The organism is Bradyrhizobium sp. BRP20, from assembly GCF_020194215.1.
GTDB lineage: Bacteria > Pseudomonadota > Alphaproteobacteria > Rhizobiales > Xanthobacteraceae > Bradyrhizobium > Bradyrhizobium yuanmingense.
In genome coordinates this window covers 708,766-731,006 of the sequence record NZ_JADYVY010000001.1, presented here as the reverse complement: position 1 = coordinate 731,006, position 22,241 = coordinate 708,766, and the positions used below count along the sequence as shown (strand labels likewise).

Annotated in this window: 22 protein-coding genes; 6 read left to right on the top strand and 16 right to left on the bottom strand. The window is 65.2% G+C overall.

Going from position 1 to position 22,241, the window contains the following annotated elements; translation table 11 throughout:
* Positions 1–67: 67 nt before the first annotated feature.
* Entirely contained in the window at positions 68–943 is an 876-nt protein-coding gene (locus tag I6F33_RS03490; protein WP_225134644.1) for a UTP--glucose-1-phosphate uridylyltransferase, read from the bottom strand.
* A gap of 208 nt (positions 944–1,151) precedes the next feature.
* Between I6F33_RS03490 and I6F33_RS03485 the strand changes: the two genes are divergently transcribed.
* Complete coding sequence (locus I6F33_RS03485; protein WP_051056815.1) at positions 1,152–2,534, top strand: lytic murein transglycosylase; 1,383 nt, start codon at positions 1,152–1,154, stop codon at positions 2,532–2,534.
* A gap of 170 nt (positions 2,535–2,704) precedes the next feature.
* Entirely contained in the window at positions 2,705–4,420 is a 1,716-nt protein-coding gene (locus I6F33_RS03480; protein WP_225141091.1) for an SGNH family hydrolase, read from the top strand.
* Positions 4,421–4,583: 163 nt separating this feature from the next.
* Here I6F33_RS03480 and I6F33_RS03475 read toward each other — a convergent pair whose 3' ends face one another.
* Positions 4,584–4,958 carry a CsbD family protein gene (locus I6F33_RS03475; protein ID WP_035998251.1) on the bottom strand — a complete coding sequence of 125 codons (375 nt, stop codon included), beginning with the start codon at positions 4,956–4,958 and terminating at the stop codon, positions 4,584–4,586.
* A 64-nt stretch (positions 4,959–5,022) separates the two neighbouring features.
* Positions 5,023–5,760, bottom strand: coding sequence for an SDR family NAD(P)-dependent oxidoreductase (locus I6F33_RS03470; protein ID WP_036021684.1), 738 nt, complete (start codon positions 5,758–5,760; stop codon positions 5,023–5,025).
* Positions 5,761–5,860: 100 nt separating this feature from the next.
* Here I6F33_RS03470 and I6F33_RS03465 point away from each other — a divergent pair, with 100 nt between their 5' ends.
* Together I6F33_RS03465 and I6F33_RS03460 are read left to right on the top strand one after the other, a co-directional pair.
* On the top strand, positions 5,861–6,640 hold the full coding sequence (locus I6F33_RS03465) for an SDR family NAD(P)-dependent oxidoreductase (protein ID WP_074447693.1): 780 nt from the start codon (positions 5,861–5,863) through the stop codon (positions 6,638–6,640).
* Between the two features lie 96 nt (positions 6,641–6,736).
* A complete protein-coding gene (locus tag I6F33_RS03460) occupies positions 6,737–7,624 on the top strand; it encodes a TauD/TfdA family dioxygenase (protein WP_035998242.1) in 888 nt (295 codons plus the stop codon).
* 152 nt (positions 7,625–7,776) lie between these two features.
* On the opposite strand, the gene I6F33_RS03455 is transcribed toward I6F33_RS03460, so the two are convergent.
* Positions 7,777–8,421, bottom strand: coding sequence for a YqgE/AlgH family protein (locus tag I6F33_RS03455; protein WP_035998239.1), 645 nt, complete (start codon positions 8,419–8,421; stop codon positions 7,777–7,779).
* A 142-nt stretch (positions 8,422–8,563) separates the two neighbouring features.
* Here I6F33_RS03455 and I6F33_RS03450 point away from each other — a divergent pair, with 142 nt between their 5' ends.
* The gene (locus I6F33_RS03450; protein WP_035998237.1) at positions 8,564–9,403 is read left to right on the top strand and encodes a protein-disulfide reductase DsbD domain-containing protein; all 840 of its coding nucleotides are present in this window, start codon (positions 8,564–8,566) and stop codon (positions 9,401–9,403) included.
* Positions 9,404–9,488: 85 nt separating this feature from the next.
* A complete protein-coding gene (locus I6F33_RS03445) occupies positions 9,489–10,847 on the top strand; it encodes a flippase (protein WP_225141089.1) in 1,359 nt (452 codons plus the stop codon).
* Between the two features lie 156 nt (positions 10,848–11,003).
* Here the strand turns inward: I6F33_RS03445 and I6F33_RS03440 are convergent, their stop codons facing one another.
* From I6F33_RS03440 to cysG, 12 genes are all read right to left on the bottom strand, one after another.
* Positions 11,004–11,792 (bottom strand): 3-hydroxybutyrate dehydrogenase, encoded by a 789-nt coding sequence (locus I6F33_RS03440; protein WP_225141087.1) that lies wholly within the window; start codon positions 11,790–11,792, stop codon positions 11,004–11,006.
* A 1-nt stretch (position 11,793) separates the two neighbouring features.
* Complete coding sequence (locus I6F33_RS03435; protein ID WP_035998231.1) at positions 11,794–12,969, bottom strand: patatin-like phospholipase family protein; 1,176 nt, start codon at positions 12,967–12,969, stop codon at positions 11,794–11,796.
* Between the two features lie 79 nt (positions 12,970–13,048).
* Positions 13,049–13,552 (bottom strand): CAP domain-containing protein, encoded by a 504-nt coding sequence (locus I6F33_RS03430; RefSeq protein ID WP_035998228.1) that lies wholly within the window; start codon positions 13,550–13,552, stop codon positions 13,049–13,051.
* A gap of 107 nt (positions 13,553–13,659) precedes the next feature.
* A complete protein-coding gene (locus I6F33_RS03425) occupies positions 13,660–14,694 on the bottom strand; it encodes a sulfate/molybdate ABC transporter ATP-binding protein (protein WP_035998225.1) in 1,035 nt (344 codons plus the stop codon).
* Complete coding sequence (cysW, locus tag I6F33_RS03420) at positions 14,684–15,595, bottom strand: sulfate ABC transporter permease subunit CysW (RefSeq protein ID WP_157283722.1); 912 nt, start codon at positions 15,593–15,595, stop codon at positions 14,684–14,686. The genes I6F33_RS03425 and cysW overlap by 11 nt, the downstream gene beginning before the upstream one ends.
* Before the next feature lie 9 nt (positions 15,596–15,604).
* The gene (cysT, locus tag I6F33_RS03415; protein ID WP_074447692.1) at positions 15,605–16,441 is read right to left on the bottom strand and encodes a sulfate ABC transporter permease subunit CysT; all 837 of its coding nucleotides are present in this window, start codon (positions 16,439–16,441) and stop codon (positions 15,605–15,607) included.
* A 37-nt stretch (positions 16,442–16,478) separates the two neighbouring features.
* Positions 16,479–17,480: a sulfate ABC transporter substrate-binding protein gene (locus I6F33_RS03410; RefSeq protein ID WP_192893080.1), complete on the bottom strand. Its 1,002-nt coding sequence runs from the start codon at positions 17,478–17,480 to the stop codon at positions 16,479–16,481.
* A 120-nt stretch (positions 17,481–17,600) separates the two neighbouring features.
* On the bottom strand, positions 17,601–18,326 hold the full coding sequence (locus tag I6F33_RS03405; RefSeq protein ID WP_225141085.1) for a phosphoadenylyl-sulfate reductase: 726 nt from the start codon (positions 18,324–18,326) through the stop codon (positions 17,601–17,603).
* The gene (locus I6F33_RS03400) at positions 18,323–18,838 is read right to left on the bottom strand and encodes a DUF934 domain-containing protein (RefSeq protein ID WP_035998199.1); all 516 of its coding nucleotides are present in this window, start codon (positions 18,836–18,838) and stop codon (positions 18,323–18,325) included. Before I6F33_RS03400 ends, I6F33_RS03405 begins: the two co-directional genes overlap by 4 nt.
* Positions 18,825–20,480 (bottom strand): nitrite/sulfite reductase, encoded by a 1,656-nt coding sequence (locus tag I6F33_RS03395; RefSeq protein WP_109142442.1) that lies wholly within the window; start codon positions 20,478–20,480, stop codon positions 18,825–18,827. Before I6F33_RS03395 ends, I6F33_RS03400 begins: the two co-directional genes overlap by 14 nt.
* A gap of 11 nt (positions 20,481–20,491) precedes the next feature.
* A complete protein-coding gene (locus I6F33_RS03390) occupies positions 20,492–20,809 on the bottom strand; it encodes a DUF2849 domain-containing protein (protein ID WP_036021663.1) in 318 nt (105 codons plus the stop codon).
* Positions 20,806–22,230: a siroheme synthase CysG gene (gene cysG, locus I6F33_RS03385; RefSeq protein ID WP_225141083.1), complete on the bottom strand. Its 1,425-nt coding sequence runs from the start codon at positions 22,228–22,230 to the stop codon at positions 20,806–20,808. The genes I6F33_RS03390 and cysG overlap by 4 nt, the downstream gene beginning before the upstream one ends.
* Positions 22,231–22,241 lie beyond the last annotated feature (11 nt).

Genomic DNA, 22,241 nt, shown 5'->3' with positions numbered 1-22,241 from the left:
CAATCCAGACTTCCTCAGCGGAAGGATTCTGGATTGCTTCGCTTCGCTCGCAATGACGAGCGGCCCGCTACTGCCCCAGATACTTCTTCATCTCCGCGACCAGCCCGTCGCGCAATTCCGGGCGCTTCAAGCCATAGGCGATGTTGGCGCGCAGGAAGCCGGGCTTGGAGCCGCAATCATGGCGCTCGCCCTCGAATTCGACGCCGTAGAATTTCTGCGTCTTGGCAAGCCCGATCATGGCGTCGGTGAGCTGGATCTCGCCGCCGGCGCCGCGCTCCTGGGTCTCCAGGATCTTGAAGATCTCCGGCTGCAGGATGTAGCGGCCGGTGATCGAGAGGTTGGAGGGCGCGGTGCCCTTGGCCGGCTTCTCGACCATGCCGTCGACCTCGAACATCTTGCCGTTGCGCTTGCCGACGCCGCAGATGCCGTATTGATGGGTCAGGTGATCGGGCACCGCCTCGACCGCGATCAGATTGGATTTGTCGCCGAGCGAGGACGCCATCTCGATCATCTGCTTCAGGCAGCCGGGCGTGTTGAGCACGAGCTCATCCGGCAGCACCACGGCGAACGGCTCGTTGCCGACGATGTCGCGCGCGCACCAGACCGCGTGGCCGAGGCCGAGCGGCGCCTGCTGGCGGGTGAAGCTGACCGCGCCGGCTTCGGGCTGGTTCTGCGCCAGGATGTCCTGCTCGGCTTTCTTGCCGCGTGCGGCCAGCGTCGTGTCGAGCTCGAACATCCGGTCGAAATGATCCTCGATGACAGCCTTGTTGCGGCCGGTGACGAAGACGAAGTGCTCGATGCCGGCTTCCTTCGCCTCGTCATAGACGTATTGGATCAGCGGCTTGTCGACGATGGTCAGCATTTCCTTCGGCATCGCCTTGGTGGCAGGCAGGACGCGGGTGCCGAGGCCGGCGACGGGGAATACGGCTTTGCGAATCTTCATGGGATCGATCGAATACCTTGGGGGCACATGGGACGGGAGCAATGGCATCCTTGCTAGCCTGTTTGCAGCCGCCAACAAAGGCGGATGTGGGGCCTCGCCCCGACGGAGTTAAGAAAAAGGCGGCCACCAAAATTTCACCTTTGTTAAGCTATTGGCAACGCTAACCAGGCCTCCTGTGGCGGGTTTTCAGGCCGACGGGTGGAACATGATGCAATCAATGGCAGGACTGGCGAGACGGGCTGGCGGCGCAGTCGTTGCGGCCGCTTTGCTGCTGCCGGCCGGCGCGCACGCCCAGGCGCAGAACGGCCTGTCCAACCTGTTCGGCGGCATCTTCTCGGGATCGAACCCGGCACCGGCGCAACCCACACCTGGCCCGAGCGGCGCGCCGACGGGTCCATTGCCGTGGAGCGGCGAGGACGGCGCCTCCGGCCATCCCTTGATGACGGCCGCCGCGATCCGCGAGGCTGCCGGCAATTTCAACAATTGCGTCGCTGCGATGTGGCCCGATGCCGCACGACGCGGCGTCACGCAGGAGAACTTTCAGCGCTTCACCGCCGGGCTCTCACCCGACCTGCGCATCATGGACCTCATGGATTCGCAGCCGGAATTCACCAAGTCGATCTGGGCCTATCTCGACATCCTGGTGAACGACAACCGCCTCGCCAAGGGCCGCGAGGTCCTCGCCAAATACAAGACGCAGTTCGACGCCACCGAAAAGGCCACCGGTGTCGACCGCTACATCATCGCCTCGATCTGGGGCATCGAGTCCAATTACTCGACGCAGATCGGCGATCGCAGCGTGCTGCAATCGACCGCGACGCTCGCCTGCATCGGCCGCCGCCAAGCCTATTTCAAGGACGAATTCCTCTCCGCGCTGGAGATCCTCAACCGCGGCGATTTGCGTCCGGAGCAGCTGCGCGGCTCCTGGGCCGGCGCCTTCGGCCCGACCCAGTTCATGCCGACCGCGTTCAAGCGCTTCGCGGTGGACGGCGACGGCGACGGCCGGCGCGACGTCGTCGACAATCCGACCGACCTGATCGCGTCGACCGCCAACAATCTGAAGAAGGACGGCTGGCAGCCAGGCCAGACCTGGGGCTACGAGGTCGTGGTGCCGCAAGGCTTCAACTACATGCTGGCCGACCGCGCCAAGGCGATGCCGATCGCGCAATGGGAGAAGCTCGGGCTCAAGCGTCCGAACAACCAGGCCTTCCCGCATCCTGCGGACAAGGCTTACCTGCTGGCACCCGCCGGCGCGCAGGGACCGGGCTTTTTGATGCTGCAGAATTACCGCGTCATCATGAAGTACAACCCGGCGGAAGCCTATGCGCTGGCGATCGGCCATTTCGCCGACCGCCTGCGCGGGGGACAGCCTTTCGTGCAGCCCTGGCCGCGGCAGGAGCGCGAGCTGTCCCGCACCGAACGGCTGGAGCTGCAGCAGCTGCTGGCTCAGCGCGGCTACTACAAGGGCACCCCGGACGGCCAATTCGGCGGCCTGACCAGGGAGGCTCTGCGTAATTTCCAGGCCTCGATCGGGGTCCCCGCCGACGGTTTTGCCTCCTCCGACGTGCTGGACCGGCTGCGCGGGCGGTAAAATCGTGCTCGAAGTAACCTTGAAGGGGGATTTTGGCTGATAGCCTTGACCGGGACTGGTGTTCCCCGGTCTATGGACAAGAATCTGCGATGGAATTTGCCCGTTTGGCGCCTGATTCCGTTATTATATTGAGCTAACTCCGACCCCCCATTGCGCGTGCCCGAGATCGCATGTCGAAGAAGTCCCTGTTCAAGGCGCTGACCGAGACCGGCCCGTTGATCGCGCTGGGGACGGCGCTTGCGATCCTGGTGTCGGTGGCGGCACCCGCTTCGGCGCAGTTCTTCAACTTCCCCGGCTTCGGCGGCCCGCCGCAGCGTTCGGCTCCACCACCTCCACCACGGGGTGGCGGAGGTGGCGGATGGTTCGGCGGCGACTTCTTCTCACCCTTCCAGCCGCCGCCGCAGGCGCCGCGCCAGGATTTCTCGCGCGCGCCGGCACCGGCCAAGCGCGACACGATTCCTGAGAAGAACGTGCTGGTGATCGGCGATGCCATGGCTGACTGGCTCGCCTATGGCCTCGAAGACGCCTACGCCGAGCAGCCCGACATGGGCGTGATCCGCAAGCACAAGACTACGTCCGGCCTGATCAGGTACCAGCCCAAGGGCGAGCCCGCGGACTGGGCCGCGGCGGCCAAGGGCATTCTCGAGACCGAAAAGCCCGACGTGATCGTCGTCATGCTCGGCCTCAACGACCGTGTCGCAATCCGCGAGCCGGCCGCCGACAAACCCGACAAGCCGGCCGCGGAGAAGGACAAAGATAAGAAGAACGACAAGGGTGCGCGCACCAAGCCGCTCGGCAAGCCCGGCGACGCCAAGCCCGGCGACAGCGCCGCCAAGCCGGACGACAAGCCTGCCGACGCCGACCTGCCGCAGGACGACGCCGACAATGCCGACACGCCGGCAGCCGCGCCGGAAAAGACCGCGCGCAATCCGAACGGCCTCTACGAATTCCGTGACGAGCGCTGGGTCGAGCTCTACGGCAAGAAGATCGAGGAGCTCGCGGCCGCCCTCAAAACCAAGGGCGTGCCGGTGCTCTGGGTCGGCCTGCCCGCGGTCCGCGGACCGAAGGGCACCGCGGACACGCTGTTCCTGGATTCGCTGTACCGTGAGGGCGCGGCCAAGGCCGGCATCACCTATGTCGACGTATGGGACGGCTTCGTCGACGAAGCCGGCCGCTTCCTGCAGAAGGGCCCGGACTTCGAAGGCCAGATCCGCCAGCTGCGCAGCTCCGACGGCATCTATTTCACCAAGGCCGGCGCGCGCAAGCTCGCGCATTATGTCGAGCGCGAGATCACGCGTCTGCTTGCCGGACGCTCCGGCCCGATCGCGCTGCCGAGCGAGCCCGCGACGCCCGACACCAGCGCCGAGCCGGGCAAGCCCGCGCCGCGGCCGTTGGCCGGACCGATCGTGCCGCTGGTTGCAGCCTCGATCTCGACCGATCAATTGCTGGGCGGACCGGGCACGCGTCCCGCCGCCGTCGATGCGCTCGCCGCCAAGACCATGGTAAAGGGTGAACCGCTGGCAGCCCCGGCCGGCCGCGCCGACGATTATGCCTGGCCGCGCCGGGAAGTCGGCCGCGAGCAGGCCAAGGGCGATACGCCGATGGCGGCAACGACGCCGGACGGCGGGGCGGCTCAGGGCGCACCGGGCGCGGCCGCCGCGATCGCACCGCCAAAGCTCGCGCCGAAGAAGCCGCAGGTCGCCCCGCAACTGCCGGCCCAGGCAACGCCCACATTCCGTGATTTCTTCGGCTTCGGCTCGCCGCAGCCGCCGCCGCCGCCGCCGCGCCAAATGGCGCCGCCGCCCGGGCCGCGCAATCCGAATCCCAATCCTGGGATCCCGCGTCCGCCGGCTAACGTCGGCCGTTCCGCCGAGATGTTCCGGTAAGGCAAGGTCTCGTGTCCCGGACGCAACGCAGCACCTTCTGGTGATGCGGCGCAGAGCCGGGACCCAATTCGTGCTGCATTCAGAAAAGATGACCCCGGCTCAGCGATGCAGCGTCTCACGCTGCATCGCTGAGCCGGGGCACGCGTGACAGGCGTTTCGGCAACTAGCCGTAATAGCGCCAGCGTGACGGCGGGCGGCGGGCGGGACGCGACATCAGCAGCGCCAGCGCGAAGCCGATGCCGCCGGCAACCAGCAGCGCGCCGAGCGGATTGTCCTGCACCTTCTGCGCAATGGCCTTCGAGCCGTCGCGGAAAGTCTCACCACTGTTCTCGTAGGCGTCCTTGGCATAGCCCGCGGCGGTGTCCGTGGCGTCGCGCACGGCATCCTTGGCCTGGCCGTAGAGATTCTGCACCGTGCCCGCGGCTTCCCGCGCCTTGCCCGACGCCTGCGTCTTGGCATCGCCTGCCATGTCTCCGATCGCGCCTTCCGCGCGTCCGGCATATTCCTTCGCCGATCCAACAATCCGATCCGTGTCCATGATGATCCTCCTCGGTGGTCAGCCGAAGTAACCGATCAGACGCAGCGCGGTTCCTTAGGCTCTCCTATAGAATCAGGCCGCCATCGACGACCAGCGTCTGGCCGATGATGTAGGACGACAGCGGCGAGGCCAGGAACAGCGCCGCGCCCGCCATGTCGGCCGGCGTACCCAATCGCCGCAACGGGATGCGTGCGAGCGCGCCTTCGAGCCGCTTCGGATTGTCGGTCGTCACCTTCGTCATCTTGGTGTCGACGAGCCCTGGCGCGATGCCGTTGACGCGGATGCCGTCCTCGGCCCAGGCCTCGCCCAGCGTCCGCGTCAATCCGACCGCACCGGTCTTCGAGGCATTGTAGGCGGGATTACCCATGGTGGAATGATAGGCCGCGGTCGAGGACACGATGATCAGCGCGCCCTTCGCGTCCCGCAACATGGAATGAAAGCGCGTCGCGCAGGCCATCAGGCTCATCAGATTGATCTCGACGACCTTGCGGAAGCCCGCCATCTCGAATTCGCCGCGGCGGTAGATCACCGCGCCCTGCGCGAGCACCAGGATGTCGAGACGGTCGAACGACGGCTTGAATGCTTCGATCGCACCGGAATTGCCGACATCGAGCTGCGCGTAAGCAAGACCTTCGAGATCGGAGCCTTCGTCGGCTGAATATTCCGTTGCGCGAGCACGCGTGCCGCAGACGGCAACAGCTGCGCCCTTGGCGCGAAAGGCCTGCGCGATGCCGTTGCCGATGCCGCTGGAACCGCCGACCACCAGCACCTGCTTGCCTGAGTAATCGAGCTCGTTTGCCATTGTCGGCCTCCCCTTTTGTTTTCTGCTTGTTTGACCTGTCTGCGGATCGATGCCAGCCTTGTCAATCATAACAAGAACCAGCTCGGCGCGAGGGAACAGCATGTCCGACGTCAGGGAGCTCAGCCGGTCCGTGAAGGGGCTCACCGTGCTCGTCACTGGCGCAGCCAGCGGCATGGGGCGCGCCACAGCGCGCGTGTTCGGAAACGAAGGTGCGAACGTCGCCGTCACCGATTTCGACGAGCAAGGCGCGCAGGACGTCGCCAGGGAGATTGCGGCAAGCGGAGGCGCGGCAAGGGCGTGGAAGCTCGACGTCGCCGACGGCGGCGAAATCAAACGCGTGGTCGGCGATGTCGCCGCGCATTTCGGCGCCCTCGACATCGTCGTCAACAATGCCGGCATCTCCGTGCGCGTCGCGATCGACGATGAGGGCTACGAGGACGCCTGGGCGAAGGGCATCGCCGTGATGCTGACGGCGCACCCACGCATCATCCGCGCCGCGCTGCCGCACTTGCGCAAGTCGAAGAGTCCCCGCATCGTCAACATCGCCTCGACCGAGGCGCTCGGCGCCACCGCATTGCACAGCCCGTATTCGGCCGCGAAGGGCGGCGTCGTGAGCCTCACCCGCTCGCTGGCGGTGGAGCTCGGCCGCGAGGGCATCACCGTCAACTGCATCTGCCCCGGACCGATCCGCACAAAAATCACCGACCGCATCCCGGAGGAGCACAAGACCATCTACGCCAAGCGCCGCACCGCACTCGGCCGCTACGGCGACCCTGAAGAGGTCGCGCATATGACGCTGAGCCTGTGCCTTCCGGCGGCGTCCTTCCTCACCGGCGCGGTGATCCCGGTCGATGGCGGGCTGATGGCGCGGAACGCGTGAGAGCCATGCGCGCGGCGCGTTGACATCGCCGGATGCGGGAGTCATTTTTTCCACAAACAGAGCGGGGAAACCGCTCGTAGATGCGGGAGGAACGCAATGACCATCGCCATCCGGCAGCTTCAGAAACATTTCGTCGGCGAGGTGTCCGGCCTCGACTTGCGCAAGCCGCTCACGCCGGATCAGGCGCGCGAGATCGAGGCCGCCATGGACAAGTACGCGGTGCTCGTCTTCCACGACCAGGACATCACCGACGAGCAGCAGATGGCATTCGCGCTGAATTTTGGCCAGCGCGAGGAGGCGCGCGGCGGCAACATCACCAAGGCGGATGAACACCGCCTCACCTCAGGCCTGAACGACGTCTCCAACCTCGGCAAGGACGGCAAGCCGCTGCCCAAGGACAGCCGCGCCAATCTGTTCAACCTCGGCAATTGCCTGTGGCACTCGGACAGCTCGTTCCGTCCGATCCCCGCAAAATTCTCGCTGCTATCGGCGCGCGTGGTGAACCCGAAGGGCGGCAACACCGAGTTCGCCGACATGCGCGCGGCCTATGACGCGCTCGACGACGAGACCAAGGCGGAGATCGAGGATCTCGTCTGCGAGCATTCGCTGATGTATTCGCGGGGATCGCTCGGCTTCACCGAATACACCGACGAAGAGAAGGAGATGTTCAAGCCGGTGCTGCAACGGCTGGTGCGCACGCACCCCGTGCATCGCCGCAAGTCGCTGTATCTGTCATCGCATGCCGGCAAGGTCGTCGGCATGAGCATGCCCGAGGGGCGGCTATTGCTGCGCGATCTGACCGAGCACGCCACGCAACCCGAGTTCGTCTACGTGCACAAATGGAAGCTGCATGACCTCGTGATGTGGGACAACCGCCAGACCATGCACCGCGTCCGCCGCTACGACCAGTCCCAGCCCCGCGACATGCGCCGCGCGACGGTGGCGGGGACGGAGCCGACGGTGCAGCAGCAGGCGGCGGAGTAGGCCGGGTCGGAGTAGCCACAAATTCGGTCGTCGTCCCGGACAAGCGGAGCGCTGGGCAACGCGTAGCGTTGTCCGGCGCGAAGCGCCGATCCGGGACGACAGCGGAGAATAACTGAGGGCAGTGGAGAGTGTGGCAATAGCGGCCGATAACGCTACGCGTGCCCGGCCTCGTTCGAGAGCATACCGGGGTCGATGCCGATCTTCTGCAAAGCGCGATTGTACTTGTCCTCGACGTCGTCGCCGAAAATCAGATCCGCGTCCGCGTCGCAATGCAGCCAGCCGTTGCTCTGGATCTCCGTCTCGAGCTGGCCCGGCGCCCAGCCGGCATAGCCGAGCGCGAGGATGGCGTGCTTGGGGCCGGAGCCGTTGGCGATGGCGCGCAGAATGTCGACCGTCGCGGTCAGGCAGACGCCGTCATCGATCCGCAGCGTGGCGTTCTCGATGTAGAAGTCGCTGGAATGCAGCACGAAGCCGCGCCCGGTGTCGACCGGCCCGCCCCGCAGCACCTTCATACTTTCGGCATTCTCCGGCAGCTTGATGTGCTCGCCCTTCTTGATGATGCCGAGCTGCTGCAAGAGCTCGGGGAAATCGATGCTGCCGGCGGGGTGGTTCACGATGATGCCCATCGCCCCCTCCGCCGAATGGGCGCAAAGATAGATCACCGAGCGCTCGAAGCGGGAATCGCCCATCACGGGCATTGCGATCAGGAGCCGGCCGTCGAGATAGCCGCCGGAACTGGGCAGCGCGGCGCCCGAGCTGCGGGTGCTTTCGCCCGTCCTCTTGCCTGTGGGAGCCATCGCTCGAGCACTCCGGTTTCAATTCCTATCCTGATGTCGGGCCGGGCGGCTGTCAAATCAAGGCTTGCGGCGAGTTGATTCGAGTGCATCCATCACAAGCAATTCAATGGTTTGGCCCTGGGTGACCCTGTAAAGACGTGCCATGTCCAGCATTGTTCCCCTGCGTGCGGCGATTGGCGTCGCGACAACCCTGCTCGCGTCGTCGTTGGCTATCGCGGCCCGTGCCGATGACGCATCGCCTTGGCAGCGCGATGGACATTCCGCGGTGCGGCTCCTGGCGGGCTCGCGCAGCGGCGCGGTGCTGCTCGGCGGTATCGCCTTCCAGCTGCAGCCCGGCTGGAAGACCTACTGGCGGTCGCCCGGCGATTCCGGCGTTCCACCCCGGTTCGACTTCTCCAAGTCCGACAATGTCGAGGCGGTGACGGTGATGTGGCCGGCGCCGCTGAAGTTCGACGACGGCGCGGGCGGCCATTCCATCGGCTATCGCGACCAAGTCGTGCTGCCCCTGCGCATCGTCGCCAAGGCTGCAGACAAGCCGGTGACCTTGAGGGCCGAGATCAACTACGCGGTGTGCGAGAAGCTCTGCATTCCCGTAGAGGCCAGCGCCGAGCTCGGCTTCAACAGCGTCGCCTCGACCGAGGACGCGAACTTGCGTGCCGCGCTCGACACCGTGCCGAAGCCCGCCAATATCGGCGACCCCAATCCGCTCACCATTCGCGACGTCAAGCGGGACGGGCCCAAGAACGTAGTGGTCGATGTGGTGGCGCCGGACAGCCGCAAGGTCAATCTGTTCGTGGAAGGCCCGACTCCCGATTGGGCGCTGCCGATTCCAGCGCCGGTGCAGCCCAGCCCGCCCGGGGTCGTGCGCTTCTCGTTCGAGCTCGACGGGCTGCCGCCGGGCGCCAAGCCCGAGGGCGCGGCGCTGAAGTTCACGCTGGTCGGGCCGGAGAAGGCGTACGAGTTCAACACGAATTTGAACTAGCGTCCGCCCAACCGAATCTTAACGAATGGTTGCTAATCCCTCGCCTGCCGCTGCAGGTCGCTGGGGATTGTTCGAATTGGCCGTGATGGATGCACCACCCGCAACGACCGGACCGGCCGGGCTGGTCGCGCGGCTGCGTGCCAGGCTCGCGGGCGGATCGAGCGAGGCGTCGCTGACCCGACGGCTCGCCGGCACCATCTTCATCATTCGCGTCATCAGCGCCGGCCTCGCTTATGTCTCGCAGGTGCTGCTGGCGCGCTGGATGGGCACGTCCGATTACGGCATCTACGTCTATGTCTGGACCTGGGTGCTGCTGCTCGGCAGCATGATGGATTTCGGCATATCGGCCTCCGCGCAGAAAATCATTCCGGAGTACCGCGCCAACGGCGCGCACGCGCTGCTGCGCGGCTTCCTGTCCGGCAGCCGCTGGCTGACCTTTGCCGTGTCCACGCTGACGTCGCTCGGCCTTGCTGGCATCGTCAAATTGCTGTCGCCCTGGATCGATCCCGCCGAGGTGCTGCCGCTCTATATCGGCTGCATGACGCTGCCCGCTTTCGTGGTCGCCAACACCCAGGACGGCATCGCGCGCTCGCACGACTGGATGCAACTCGGCCTGATGCCGCAATTCATCATCCGCCAGGCGCTGATCATCGGCATCACGGCGCTCGCCTTCCTGCTCGGCTATCACCTCGGCGCCGTCGCCGCGATGGTCGCAAGCCTTTGCGCGGTATGGATCGCGATGGCCGGGCAGATGGTGGTGCTGAACCGCAAGCTCGCCGATCACATCACACCGGGACCGAAGGCCTATGACGTCAAGGGCTGGCTCGCCGTCTCGCTACCGATCCTGCTGGTCGAGAGCTTCTACCTGCTCCTGTCCTACACCGACGTGCTGGTGCTGCAGCAATTCCGTCCCTCGGACGAGGTCGGCGTCTATTTCGCCGTGGTGAAGACGCTGGCGCTGGTCTCGTTCATCCACTACGCGATGTCAGCTACGACGGCACACCGCTTCGCCGAATACAATGCCAGCGGCGACGAGGCGCGCCTGTCGGCCTACGTCGCGCATGCCATCACCTGGACGTTCTGGCCGTCGCTGGCCGCGACCATCGTGCTGCTCGCGCTCGGCAAGCCGCTGCTCTGGCTGTTCGGGCCGCAATTCACCGTCGGCTACGACATCATGTTCGTCGCCGCGATGGGGCTCGTGGTCCGCTCTGCGATCGGGCCGGTCGAGCGCCTGCTCAACATGCTCGGCCAGCAGAAGATCTGCGCGCTCGCCTATGCGCTAGCCTTCGTGATGAACCTCGTGCTCTGCATCGCGCTGGTGCCGCGCTACGGCTGCCATGGCGCCGCGGCTGCGACCTCGATCTCCCTCACCTTCGAGACGGTGCTGCTGTTCTGGATCGTGCGGCAGCGGCTGGGGCTGCACGTGCTGGCGTTCGGCAAATAGACGACGATCGAAAACGCCGATCCACTCTCGCTGTCATCGCCCGGCTTGACCGGGCGATCCAGTACTCCGAGGCGGCTGTGATTAACCGAGAGGCCGCGGTGTACTGGATGCCCCGCCTTCGCGGGGCATGACCGAGAGTTGTCAGGTCGGCACGAATTACTCCGCGGTCCAGCCGCCGTCGATCGAGAGGTTGGTGCCGGTGATCTGGGCGGCGTCGTCGCTGCACAGGAACAGGGCGAGCGCGGCGACCTGCTCGGAGGTGACGAACTCCTTGGTCGGCTGCGCATCGAGCAGCACATCGTTGATGACCTGCTCGCGCGTCAGATTGCGTGCCTTCATCGTGTCGGGGATTTGCTTCTCGACCAGCGGGGTCCAGACGTAGCCGGGGCTGATGCAGTTGCAGGTGATCTTGTGGGTCGCGACTTCCAGCGCCACGGTCTTGGTGAGGCCGGCGATGCCGTGCTTGGCCGAGACGTAGGCCGACTTGAATGGCGAGGCCACCAGCGAGTGCGCCGACGCCGTGTTGATGATGCGGCCCCAGCCCTTCTTCTTCATGCCGGGCACTGCGGCGCGGATGGCGTGGAAGGCTGAGGACAGATTGATCGCGATGATCTGGTCCCATTTCTCCGGCGGGAATTCCTCGATCGGCGAGACGAACTGGATGCCGGCATTGTTGACGAGGATGTCGACCGAGCCGAACGTCTTCTCGCCGAGCGCGATCATGCCGGCGATCTCGGTGGGCTTGGTCATGTCGGCGGGCGAGTAGACCGCCTTGACGCCGAAATCGGATTCGATCTTGGCGCGCTCCTTCTCGATGTCCTCCGGCGAGCCGAAACCGTTGATGACGACGTTGGCGCCGGCGGCGGCGAAGGCGCGCGCGTAAGCGAGCCCGATGCCGCTGGTCGATCCGGTCACGACGGCGTTCTTGCCTGACAGAGTACCCATTCTATTCGCTCCTTTTTGCCGGGGGCGCGGTGACGTCCCCCGTGAGATCGTAGGTCACCATGGTCTCGCCGGACTGCGGCCGCTCCAGCCAGTCCTTGTGGCGCATCGACAGATGCACGTCGCGTACGCCGGCTTCCCAATGCTCGACCATGGCAATGTGGGAGAAGTCGTAATCCTTGGACGAGGATTCGTAGTTCTTGCTGCGGTAGATCAGATGCACCACGGTGACGGTGCTTTCGCGCGACACTTTCGCCAGGAATTCGACGGAAGGATCGTTCTTGAGATAGTCCGGCAATTTGCCGATCAGATCGCGCACGGCCCTGCGGGCGTTGTGCAGCTGCTTGTTCTTGTCGGTGTTCATCCGCGTGCGGCTGGAATAGCGGATGTCCTTCTCGCGCTCGGCCGCCTCCAGCAGCGAGTTCGGCAGGTCGCCCCGCGCGGAAAACAAATCGACCTGAAAGATCAGCATGTCGCGTTCGACCTCGGCATCGAGCACGTAGTCGAGCGGAGTGTTGGAGGCGATGCCGCCGTCCCAATAATGCTCGCCGTCGATGACGACGGAGGGAAAGCCCGGCGGCAGCGCGCCGGAGGCCATGATGTGCTCGGGGCCGATCTTCTTGCCGAGCTTCTTGAACGCGTAATTGTCGAAATATCTGAAATTGCCCGAGGTGACGCCGACCGCGCCGACCGACAGGCGTGTCTTCAGATCGTTGATGCGGTCGAAATCGACGAGTCGCTCCAGCGTCTTCTTCAGCGGCGAGGTATCGTAATAGCTTTCGGCCTCGCGATGCCCCGGCGGCCACAGCGGCGCCGGCGGAATGCGTGGCGTGAAGAAGCCGGGCACGCCGAACGTCGCAATCAGCGCGGCACTGGTGGAATTGAACAGCTCGCGGCTGCGGTCGCTCTTGCCGACCGGCTTCCACGGCACCGGGGCCGACACCATTTCCCAGAATTCCTTGAGCCGCTCGACGCGGGTGTGCCCCTCGTTGCCGGCGATGATGGCGGCATTGACCGCGCCGATCGAGATGCCGGCGACCCATTCCGGATCGAAGCCGTAGCCACACAGCGCCTGGAAGGCGCCAGCCTGGTACGAGCCGAGCGCGCCGCCGCCCTGGAGGACCAGGACGCGTTGCGCATTCGTGGGGATTGTTGCGGTTTCCGGACTATGATCGGTCATGCGGGAACAATAGCAAAGGGCTGGCCACCGTGGCGACACTCCGCCGCGACGTCAATGCATCCCCGGGATCAAGTCTGGCTTATCGAGGCTCGGTGGAGGCCAGGATCATGGTCCAGAACACCTTGTATTTGGTGCCTGGAGCATAGCTCGCCGCGATGCCCAATTTTGTGACACCGCTCTTGAGCATGTTCGCGCGGTGCGGAGGCGAGTCGCGCCAGCCGGAAAACGCTTCCGCCAGCGTATGATAGCCGGCCGAGATGTTCTCGACCGCCACGGTGGCAGGATAACCGCCAGAGGCCAGACGCTTGGCGAGCGGCGCGCGGACGTCGTGGTCCATCTTGTTGGCCGCCGCCATCGCGCCCGATTGGGATTCGGCGAGCCGCGTCAAATCCGGGTCGACCACGACCGTACCGAGCCCGTTGTTCTGGCGGTATTGCGAGATCATGATCGCAGCTGCCTGGACGTCGAGCTTGGAGCCCGGCACCGCCATGTCGGCATACATCGACGGCTGCTGGACCGGTGCTTCGTTGCCGGCACAACCGGCGAGCAGCAACATGATGAGAATTGCGGCCGCAGCGCGCATGAATCGGGGCCCCCAAATGAGGGGCTGTTGTTGCATACCAACAATGGCTGAAAGGTGAATTTTGAAGAGAATTTGAGCCGTCATTCCGCGGCGGAATGACGGTGGGCTCAGCCCGCAAAAATCCGGTAGCGACGCGGATTGAGGCCGATCGTGTCGCCGGCGCGCAGTTCCTTGTCGCGGGGGGCGTCGATCTCGATGGTCTCGCCGCCGGACAGGGCTACTTCCGCCCGCTGCACCGGACCGAAATTGCGGACGTGCTGGACCGCGCCCTCGAAGGCGCCGCTGCCGGGCGGGCCGACCAGCATGTCATGTCGCCGTACGAACAGCTTCGACGCGCCAGGCGCAAGCCCATCGGCCGCCAGATCGAGCTGCCGGTCGCCGAGCCGGATCGCACCATCGCCGATCTGGATCGGCAGCACGATGGATTCGCCGATGAAGCCGTGCACGAACGCAGTCGCCGGATTGTCGTAGACGTCGTCGGGCGAGCCGATCTGCTCGATCCGTCCCTTGTCCATCACCACGACGCGGTTGGCGACTTCCAGCGCCTCCTCCTGGTCGTGCGTGACGAAGATCGAGGTGACATGGATCTCGTGATGCAGCGAGCGCAGCCATTTGCGCAGCTCCTTGCGCACCTTGGCGTCGAGCGCGCCGAAGGGTTCATCGAGCAGCAGAATGCGCGGCTCGATTGCAAGCGCACGGGCGAGCGCGATGCGCTGACGCTGGCCGCCGGAGAGCTGGCTGGGATAGCGGTCGGCGAGCCAGTCGAGCTGCACCAGATCGAGCAGCTCCTTGACGCGCGAGCGGATCGCAGCCTCATCCTTTCGGACCGCGCGCGGCTGCACGCGGAGGCCAAAGGCAACGTTCTCGAACACCGTCATGTGGCGGAACAGCGCATAATGCTGGAACACGAAGCCGACGTGGCGCTCGCGGGCTCCTTGCGCCAGCGCGTCCTCACCGTTGAAGGAGACTTCGCCCGAGTCCGGCCAGTCGAGGCCGGCGATGATCCGCAGCAAGGTGGTCTTGCCGGAGCCGGACGGACCGAGCAGCGCCAGCAGCTCACCGTCGTTGACCTTGAGATCGACGCCGTCGAGGGCAGCAAAACTGCCGAATTTCTTGACGAGATTCTTGACTTCAATGGTCACTGGCGTCTTGTCCTTCGTCGAGATGACGTTCGAGAATGGTTTTTGCGATCAGCGTGATCAGCGCCAGCATTGCGAGCAGCGAGGCGATCGCGAAAGCGGCGACGAACTGGTATTCGTTGTAGAGGATCTCGACCAAGAGCGGCATGGTGTTGGTCTCGCCGCGGATGTGGCCGGAGACGACGGAGACCGCACCGAACTCGCCCATCGCGCGCGCGTTGCAGAGCAGGACGCCGTAGAGCACGCCCCATTTGATGTTGGGCAGGGTGACGCGGAAGAAGGTCTGCAGGCCGGAGGCGCCGAGCGAGATCGCGGCCTCCTCCTCCTGCGTGCCCTGCTCCTGCATCAGGGGGATCAGCGCGCGCGCCACGAAGGGGAAGGTCACGAAGGTGGTGGCGAGCGCGATGCCGGGGACCGCGAACAGGATCTGGATGTCGTGCTCGCGCAGCCAGCTGCCGAAATAGCCTTGCGCGCCGAACAATAGCACGAAGACGAGGCCCGAGATCACCGGGCTGACCGAGAATGGCAGGTCGATCAGCGTGATCAGGAAGGTCTTGCCCGGAAACTCGAATTTTGCAATCGCCCAGGCGGCGACGAGGCCGAACACCAGATTGAGCCCGACCGAGATCGCCGCGACGATCAACGTCAGCTTGATCGCCGCCATCGCCTCCGGCTCGGCGAGCGCGGCGAAATAGGCGAGGATGCCGCGCGAAAATGCCTGCGCGAACACGACGACCAGCGGCAGCACGACGAAGACGGTGAGAAACAGCAACGCCAGCGTGATGATGATGATGCGGACAGCGCGCGGCTCGGTGCGCAAATTGTTCCGCGCCGCCGCCGCGTGCGCGCGTGCCTGCGAGTCGGAGGCCGAGAGCGACACGGAATCTGCGATCTGCATCGTCATGGTCCGCCCTCAGCGCGCCGGGATCCGGCTCTGCGCCCAGCGCTGGAGCCGATTGACCGCGAAGATGATGACGAAGGAGACGACCAGCATGACCACCGCAATCGCGGTCGCATCGGCGTAACGGAATTCGGACAGGCGTATCACGATCAAGAGCGGCGCGATCTCGGACACGTTGGGCAGATTGCCGGCGATGAAGATCACCGAGCCGTATTCACCGACCGCGCGGGCGAAGGCGAGCGCGAGGCCCGTGAGCAGCGCCGGCGCGAGCGAAGGCAGGATCACGCGAACGATGGTCTGCAAGCGGCTGGCCCCCAGGCTGCCCGCGGCTTCCTCGATTTCAGGGTCGAGATCCTGCAGCACCGGCTGCACGGTGCGGACAACGAAGGGAATGCCGATGAAGATCATGGCGACGAAGATGCCGACCGGCGTGAACGCCACCTTGAGGCCGAGCGCGGCGAGCGGCGCCCCCAGCCAGCCCTTCTCGGCGAACAGCGCCGTCAGCGCGACGCCGGCCACCGCCGTCGGCAGCGCAAACGGCACGTCGACGATGGCATCGAAGATGCGGCGGCCGGGGAAGCGGTAGCGCACCAGCGCCCAGACGATGATGCTGCCCATCACCAGATTGACGCAAGCCGCCGCAAAGGCGAGGCCGAACGAGACGCGTAGCGCGTTCAGGGTGCGGCGGCTGGAGAGGATGTTCCAGAACTGCTCGGGGCTGAGCTCAAGCGATCTCAGGAACAGGCCGGCGAGTGGAATCAAGATGATCACGGACAGCCAGGAAAGCGTCAGTCCCATGGTGAGACCGAAGCCCGGCAATGTCCGGCGTCGTGCTGCGAGTGCGCTCACCAGGCCCCCTGCTAAAGCCCCCTACGACAGCGCCCGATCAGTTCTTGTAAATCTGATCGAAAACGCCGCCGTCTGCAAAATGTTCCTTCTGTGCCTTGGTCCAGCCGCCGAAGACGTCGTCGATCGTGAACAGCTCGACCTTGGCGAAGGCATTTTCGTACTTTTTGGCGGTCTCGGCATCACGCGGACGGTAGAAATTGCGCGCGGCGATTTCCTGCCCTTCCTTGGTGTACCAGTATTGAAGGTAGGCGTCAGCCGCATTGCGGGTGCCCTTTTTGTCGGCAACCTTGTCCACGATCGCGACCGGCGGCTCGGCGAGGATCGACTGCGGCGGTGCAACGATCTCGAACTTGTTCGCACCGAATTCCTTCAGGGCCAGGAACGCCTCGTTCTCCCATGCGAGCAGCACGTCACCGACGCCGCGCTCGACAAAGGTCACAGTGGCGCCCCGGGCGCCGGTATCGAGCACCGGCACCTGCTGGAAGAGCTTCCCGACGAAGTCCTTGGCCTTGTCGGCCGAACCGTATTTCTTTTGCGCAAAGCCCCAGGCGGCAAGATAATTCCAGCGCGCGCCGCCCGACGTTTTCGGGTTCGGCGTGATGACGGCAACGCCCGGCTTGATCAGATCATCCCAGTCCTTGATGCCCTTGGGATTGCCCTTGCGCACCAAGAACACGATGGTCGACGTGTAGGGCGACGAATTCTGCGGCAGCCGCTTCTGCCAATCCGTCGCGGTGAGGCGCTTGCTCGCGATAGCGTCGATGTCATAGGCCAGCGCAAGCGTCACCACATCGGCCTGCAAGCCGTCGATCACCGCGCGCGCCTGCGAGCCGCTGCCGCCGTGCGACTGCTTGATCTCGACGCTCTTGCCGGTTTCCTTCTGGTAGGCGCTCGCGAACGCCTTGTTGAACTCGACATAGAGCTCGCGCGTCGGATCGTACGACACGTTCAGCAAATTGATGTCGGCGGCCAGAGCCGAGCCTGCCCAGAACCCCGTCGCGAGCAATCCTGCGGCGAGCGGAACGATACGGCGCATCATGTCCATCTCCATTCACCTCGACGACATCGGCGTCGTCGACGGCAGGCATAACTCGTGGCGAAACGCTCTTGTGTCAACGGAACCCGATTTTCTTGTTCGCTAGCTTGCAGCGCGACTGTGCTACGAAGTCTTCATCGTATGGATGCCGCATTCTGTCTTGGCCCGGCCGCGCCACCGGCCGGCGCGTGCATCCTCGCCCTCAGTCGTTCTGCTGGTGCAAGGCATACACCCAACCGACAGGAATCCTGACACAACCAGAGGGTGCCGCGGCAATTTAGCGCGGGTGAAGATCGCCTCGATCTCCTCGCGCGAGACGTTGGCGAAGGGATTGAACTTCAGCCGCGCGCCGTCGTCCTCGACGACCGGAATGTCGGCGCGCGCATTGCCCTGAAAGCGCTTGCGGCCGTTGAGCCAGGCGCCGAACGGCTTCAGCGCACGCGCCAGCGGCTCGACCTTGCGGATGCGGCAGCAGGCATCGGGATCGGAGAACCAGAGGTCGCGGTCGGGGTCTTCGCGCAACAGCGTCTCCTCGGCCGGCTTGATCGAGCGAACGTCCTTCAGGCCCAGCGTCGCAACGAGCGTATCGCGATAAGCCAGCGTCTCCTCGAACAACCAGCCGGTGTCGAGAAAGATCACGGGGATTGCGGGATCGACATCCGACATGACCTTCAACAGCGTCGCCGATTCCGTGCCGAAGGACGACACCAGCGCAAGCTTGTCGCGCCCGACCGTCTTCAGCGCCGCGGCAATGACCTCCGCAGGCGAGGCATCGCGCAAGGCGCGATCGAGCTCGTCCGCCGAAGGTAGCGCAGACACGGGCGAAACCTGAGGCGCGATCGCGTTCACGTGCCGACCCCTTCGGAGTGGCGCAATTGCATGCGCCGGTGCAGCGCGGTGATGCGGCCATCGCCGGTCGGCTGGTAGAATACCGAGTAGCGCTTGGCGGTCTGCATGAAGGCTTCCGCATCGGCCTGCTTCTTGACCTCGAAGGCATCGAAGCCGGCGCGCAGCATGAACACGAACTGGTCGCGCAGCACCTGACCGGTCGCGCGCAATTCGCCGCGGTAGTTGTAACGTTCGCGCAGCAGCCGCGCCTGGCTGTAGGCGCGCCCGTCACGGAAGGTCGGGAACACCAGCGCGACGGCGGCGATCTGGCCGAGATACGGCACGAGCTCGGCGATGTCGCGATTGTTGGGCCAGATCACCCCGACCTTTCCGGCGCGCTTGAGCAAGCCCTCGGCCTCGCCGAGGAAGCGCTCGGCGGGCACCAGGATGTCGCCGCCCTCGGGCAGCGGCGTGTCGACGGCGAGCTTGACGAAGCGGTCGTCCGTGATCTTTCCGCCATTAACGAGTGGCATAGACGCGCTCCTTGAAGGGTTCGACGCCGAGGCGCTTCACCGTGTCCATGAACAGCTCTTCGGGCCGCTCGCGCAGCGCCAGATAGGCTTCCACGATGTCCTCGACCACGTCGGCGACCTCGTCGAACTTGACGCCGGGACCGATCAGGGTGCCGAGCGCGGCGTTCTCGTCGGCACGGCCGCCGATGGTGATCTGGTAGACCTCCTCGCCGTTCTTCTCGACGCCGAGAATGCCGATATGGCCGACATGGTGATGGCCGCAGGCATTGATGCAGCCGGAGATGTTGATGTGCAGACGGCCGATCAGGTTAGCGAGCTCGTGATTGGCGAAGCGCCGCGTCAGCTCCTGCGCGATCGGAATCGAGCGGGCATTCGCCAGCGAGCAATAGTCGAGCCCGGGGCAAGCGATGATGTCGGTGATCAGGTTGACGTTGGGCGTCGCCAGCCCGAGCTTGTCGAGCGCCTTCCACAGTGCCGGCAGGTCGCGCTTGGCGACGTGCGGCAGCGCTAGATTCTGCTCGTGGCCGACGCGGATCTCGCCGAAGGAATATTTGTCGGCAAGATCTGCCAGCGCGTCCATCTGCTCGGCGGTGGCATCGCCCGGAGGCCCGCCGGTCGGCTTCAGCGAGATCGTGACGATGGAATAACCCTGCACCTTGTGCGGGGCCACCGAGTTCTTGCGCCATGCCTCGAAATCGGGGTCGGCCGCGGCCTGGCGCAGCTCGTCCGGCATATGCGGCAGCTTCTCGTAAGCCGGATAGGTGAAGCGCGAGCGGATGTCCTCGATCACCTCCTCGTCGATCTGGAGCGAGGAGTTGCGGATATGCTGCCACTCGTCCTCGACCTCGCGCGAGAATTTCTCGATGCCGAGCTCGTGCACCAGGATCTTGATGCGCGCCTTGTAGATGTTGTCGCGGCGGCCGTACTGATTGTAGACGCGTAAGATCGCCTCGATGTAGCTGAGGATGTCGCGGCCGTGCACGAAGTGCTTGATGGTCTTGGCGATGAACGGCGTCCGGCCGAGACCGCCGCCGACCAGAACCTCGAAGCCGGTCTCGCCCTTCTCGTTCTTGATCAAGCGCAGGCCGATGTCGTGGATCTTGATCGCGGCGCGGTCGTGGTCCGAGGCGGTGATCGCGATCTTGAACTTGCGCGGCAGGAACGAGAATTCCGGATGCAACGTGGTGTGCTGGCGGATCAGCTCCGACCAGATGCGCGGATCCTCGATCTCGCCCGGCGCGACGCCGGCCCACTGGTCCGAGGTGACGTTGCGCATGTTGTTGCCGGAGGTCTGCATCGCGTGGATGCCGACCTTGGCGAGGTCTTCGAGTGCATCCGGCAGCTCGGCGAGCTTGATCCAGTTGAACTGGATATTCTGCCGCGTGGTGAAGTGGCCGTAGCCGCGATCGTATTTGCGCGCGACATGGGCGAGCGCCCGCATCTGGTTCGTCGCCAGAGTGCCATAGGGAATCGCGACGCGGAACATATAAGCGTGCAGCTGCAGATAGACGCCGTTCTGCAAACGCAGGATCTTGAACTCGTCCTCGGTGAGCTCGCCGGAAAGGCGCCGCTTCACCTGGTCGCGGAACTCCGAGACGCGCTCGTTGACGAGCGTGCGGTCGATTTCGTCGTAAGCATACATAAGTGGATGCCTTAAACCTGGGCCGGCTGTCCGATGGTGACGCCGGTGCGGCGAATCTGCTCGCGCAGATTGCCGGGCTGGACCTTGCCATCGTCGCCGATCTGCACCGGCGCGATATAGGGGCCGATGGCGCCGACGTCATCGGCCACGGCTTCCGCAAGCAACGCCTTGGCCTCGTCGGAGTTGCGCACGATCGCGGCTTCCGACAGCTCGGCGGACCAGCTGTTGGCGGCGGTGCGGTAGACCACGATGCCGTCCCAGGTGCGGTTGGCGGTCACGACCGAGGGGCCGGCGATACGGATCTTCTTTTGTTCGAGCGGAGAGGTCATTCGGCTGCATCCAATAGGTCAGAGATGATTTGTTTGGGTGTCTGGCGGCGAAGCGAGCCGGCATGCCGGACCACGTCGCCGATGATGAGGATGGCGGGACCGCCATGGATCCGCCGCACCAGTTCCGGCAGATCGCGCAGCGTGCCAATTGCGCCTTGCGCATCGGGCCGCGTGACGCGGGCGAACACGCCGACCGGCGTCTCCGGCGAGCGGCCGGCCGCGAACAAGCCTGCGCGCACGGCGGGCGCTGCGGTCATGCCCATGTAGACCACAACGGTCATCTTGGTGTCGGTCAGTGTCGACCAATCCACGTTCTCTGCATCGCGGGCCTTGTGTGCGGTGAGGAAGGTGATGCGGGTCGCTTCGTGACGATAAGTGAGCGGCACCTCGAAATCGGCAGCGGCGCCGAGCCCTGCGGTGATGCCGGGAATGATCGAATAGGCGACGCCGGCGGCGCGCAACGCTTCCACCTCTTCGCCGCCGCGGCCGAACACGAAGGGATCGCCGCCCTTCAGCCGCACGACGCGCTGGCCCGATTGCGCGGCCTCGATCATGCGCTTGTTGATGGCGTCCTGGCCGATGCCGGGCTTGCCGACGCGGCGGCCGACCGCAACGCGCGTGGTGTCGCGGCGAATGCGGTCGAGAATCTCGGGCGAGACCAGCTCGTCATAAAAGACGATGTCCGCGTCCTGCAGCGCGCGCAGCGCCTTGATGGTGAGCAGATCGGGATCGCCGGGGCCAGCGCCGACCAGCGCGACGGAGCCTTCCGGCTTGTCGGCGCGCGCGAACGCGGTGGGATCGGAGATCGCCTTGAGCGATGCATCGGCTTCGCTGTTGCGGCCGGCGAGCACGGCGGCGCCGATAGGACCGTCGATGACGCGCTCCCAGAAGCGGCGGCGCAGCGGAAACTCGGCGATGCGCTCGTTGATCGACTTGCGGAAGGTGCCGATGAACTCGGCGAGCTCGCCAATGCGCGCCGGCAGCAGCGCCTCGATCTTCTCGCGCACGCGCCGCGCCACCACCGGGGAGGTGCCGCCCGTGCCGACCGCGACCACGACATCGCCGCGATCGACGATGGCCGGAAAGATGAAGCTGGAATGCTCGAGGTCGTCCATGACGTTGACGGGCAGGCCAGCCGCTTTGGCGCGAGCCGACATGGCCACACCGACATCGCCTGCGCCCGCGCAGACGACGGCGATGACGCCGGAAATATCCACCGTGAGCGGATCGCCTGCCGCGATCTCGATGCGCGCCAAGTCTTCGGAGCCGAGGCCAAGGTCGTGATTGCCATCGATCGCATGCACGCGCAGGCGCGCGCCGGCAGCGGCGAGCACGCGCAGCTTGGCGCGCAAAAGCTCGCCCGTCCCGATGAGGACCACCGGGCCGGCCTTGAGATCGAGAAACACCGGCAAGAACCGCATGTGATACTCGC

Coding starts and splice junctions, on each gene's coding strand:
- I6F33_RS03445 (WP_225141089.1), top strand. CDS start 9,489: ATGGATGCACCACCCGCAACGACCGGACCGGCCGGGCTGGTCGCGCGG.
- I6F33_RS03470 (WP_036021684.1), bottom strand. CDS start 5,760: ATGGCAAACGAGCTCGATTACTCAGGCAAGCAGGTGCTGGTGGTCGGC.
- I6F33_RS03435 (WP_035998231.1), bottom strand. CDS start 12,969: ATGACCGATCATAGTCCGGAAACCGCAACAATCCCCACGAATGCGCAA.
- I6F33_RS03450 (WP_035998237.1), top strand. CDS start 8,564: ATGTCCAGCATTGTTCCCCTGCGTGCGGCGATTGGCGTCGCGACAACC.
- cysG (WP_225141083.1), bottom strand. CDS start 22,230: ATGCGGTTCTTGCCGGTGTTTCTCGATCTCAAGGCCGGCCCGGTGGTC.
- I6F33_RS03485 (WP_051056815.1), top strand. CDS start 1,152: ATGCAATCAATGGCAGGACTGGCGAGACGGGCTGGCGGCGCAGTCGTT.
- I6F33_RS03480 (WP_225141091.1), top strand. CDS start 2,705: ATGTCGAAGAAGTCCCTGTTCAAGGCGCTGACCGAGACCGGCCCGTTG.
- I6F33_RS03390 (WP_036021663.1), bottom strand. CDS start 20,809: ATGACCTCTCCGCTCGAACAAAAGAAGATCCGTATCGCCGGCCCCTCG.
- I6F33_RS03455 (WP_035998239.1), bottom strand. CDS start 8,421: ATGGCTCCCACAGGCAAGAGGACGGGCGAAAGCACCCGCAGCTCGGGC.
- I6F33_RS03410 (WP_192893080.1), bottom strand. CDS start 17,480: ATGATGCGCCGTATCGTTCCGCTCGCCGCAGGATTGCTCGCGACGGGG.
- I6F33_RS03430 (WP_035998228.1), bottom strand. CDS start 13,552: ATGCGCGCTGCGGCCGCAATTCTCATCATGTTGCTGCTCGCCGGTTGT.
- I6F33_RS03440 (WP_225141087.1), bottom strand. CDS start 11,792: ATGGGTACTCTGTCAGGCAAGAACGCCGTCGTGACCGGATCGACCAGC.
- I6F33_RS03490 (WP_225134644.1), bottom strand. CDS start 943: ATGAAGATTCGCAAAGCCGTATTCCCCGTCGCCGGCCTCGGCACCCGC.
- I6F33_RS03400 (WP_035998199.1), bottom strand. CDS start 18,838: ATGCCACTCGTTAATGGCGGAAAGATCACGGACGACCGCTTCGTCAAG.
- I6F33_RS03475 (WP_035998251.1), bottom strand. CDS start 4,958: ATGGACACGGATCGGATTGTTGGATCGGCGAAGGAATATGCCGGACGC.
- I6F33_RS03395 (WP_109142442.1), bottom strand. CDS start 20,480: ATGTATGCTTACGACGAAATCGACCGCACGCTCGTCAACGAGCGCGTC.
- cysW (WP_157283722.1), bottom strand. CDS start 15,595: ATGACGATGCAGATCGCAGATTCCGTGTCGCTCTCGGCCTCCGACTCG.
- I6F33_RS03460 (WP_035998242.1), top strand. CDS start 6,737: ATGACCATCGCCATCCGGCAGCTTCAGAAACATTTCGTCGGCGAGGTG.
- I6F33_RS03465 (WP_074447693.1), top strand. CDS start 5,861: ATGTCCGACGTCAGGGAGCTCAGCCGGTCCGTGAAGGGGCTCACCGTG.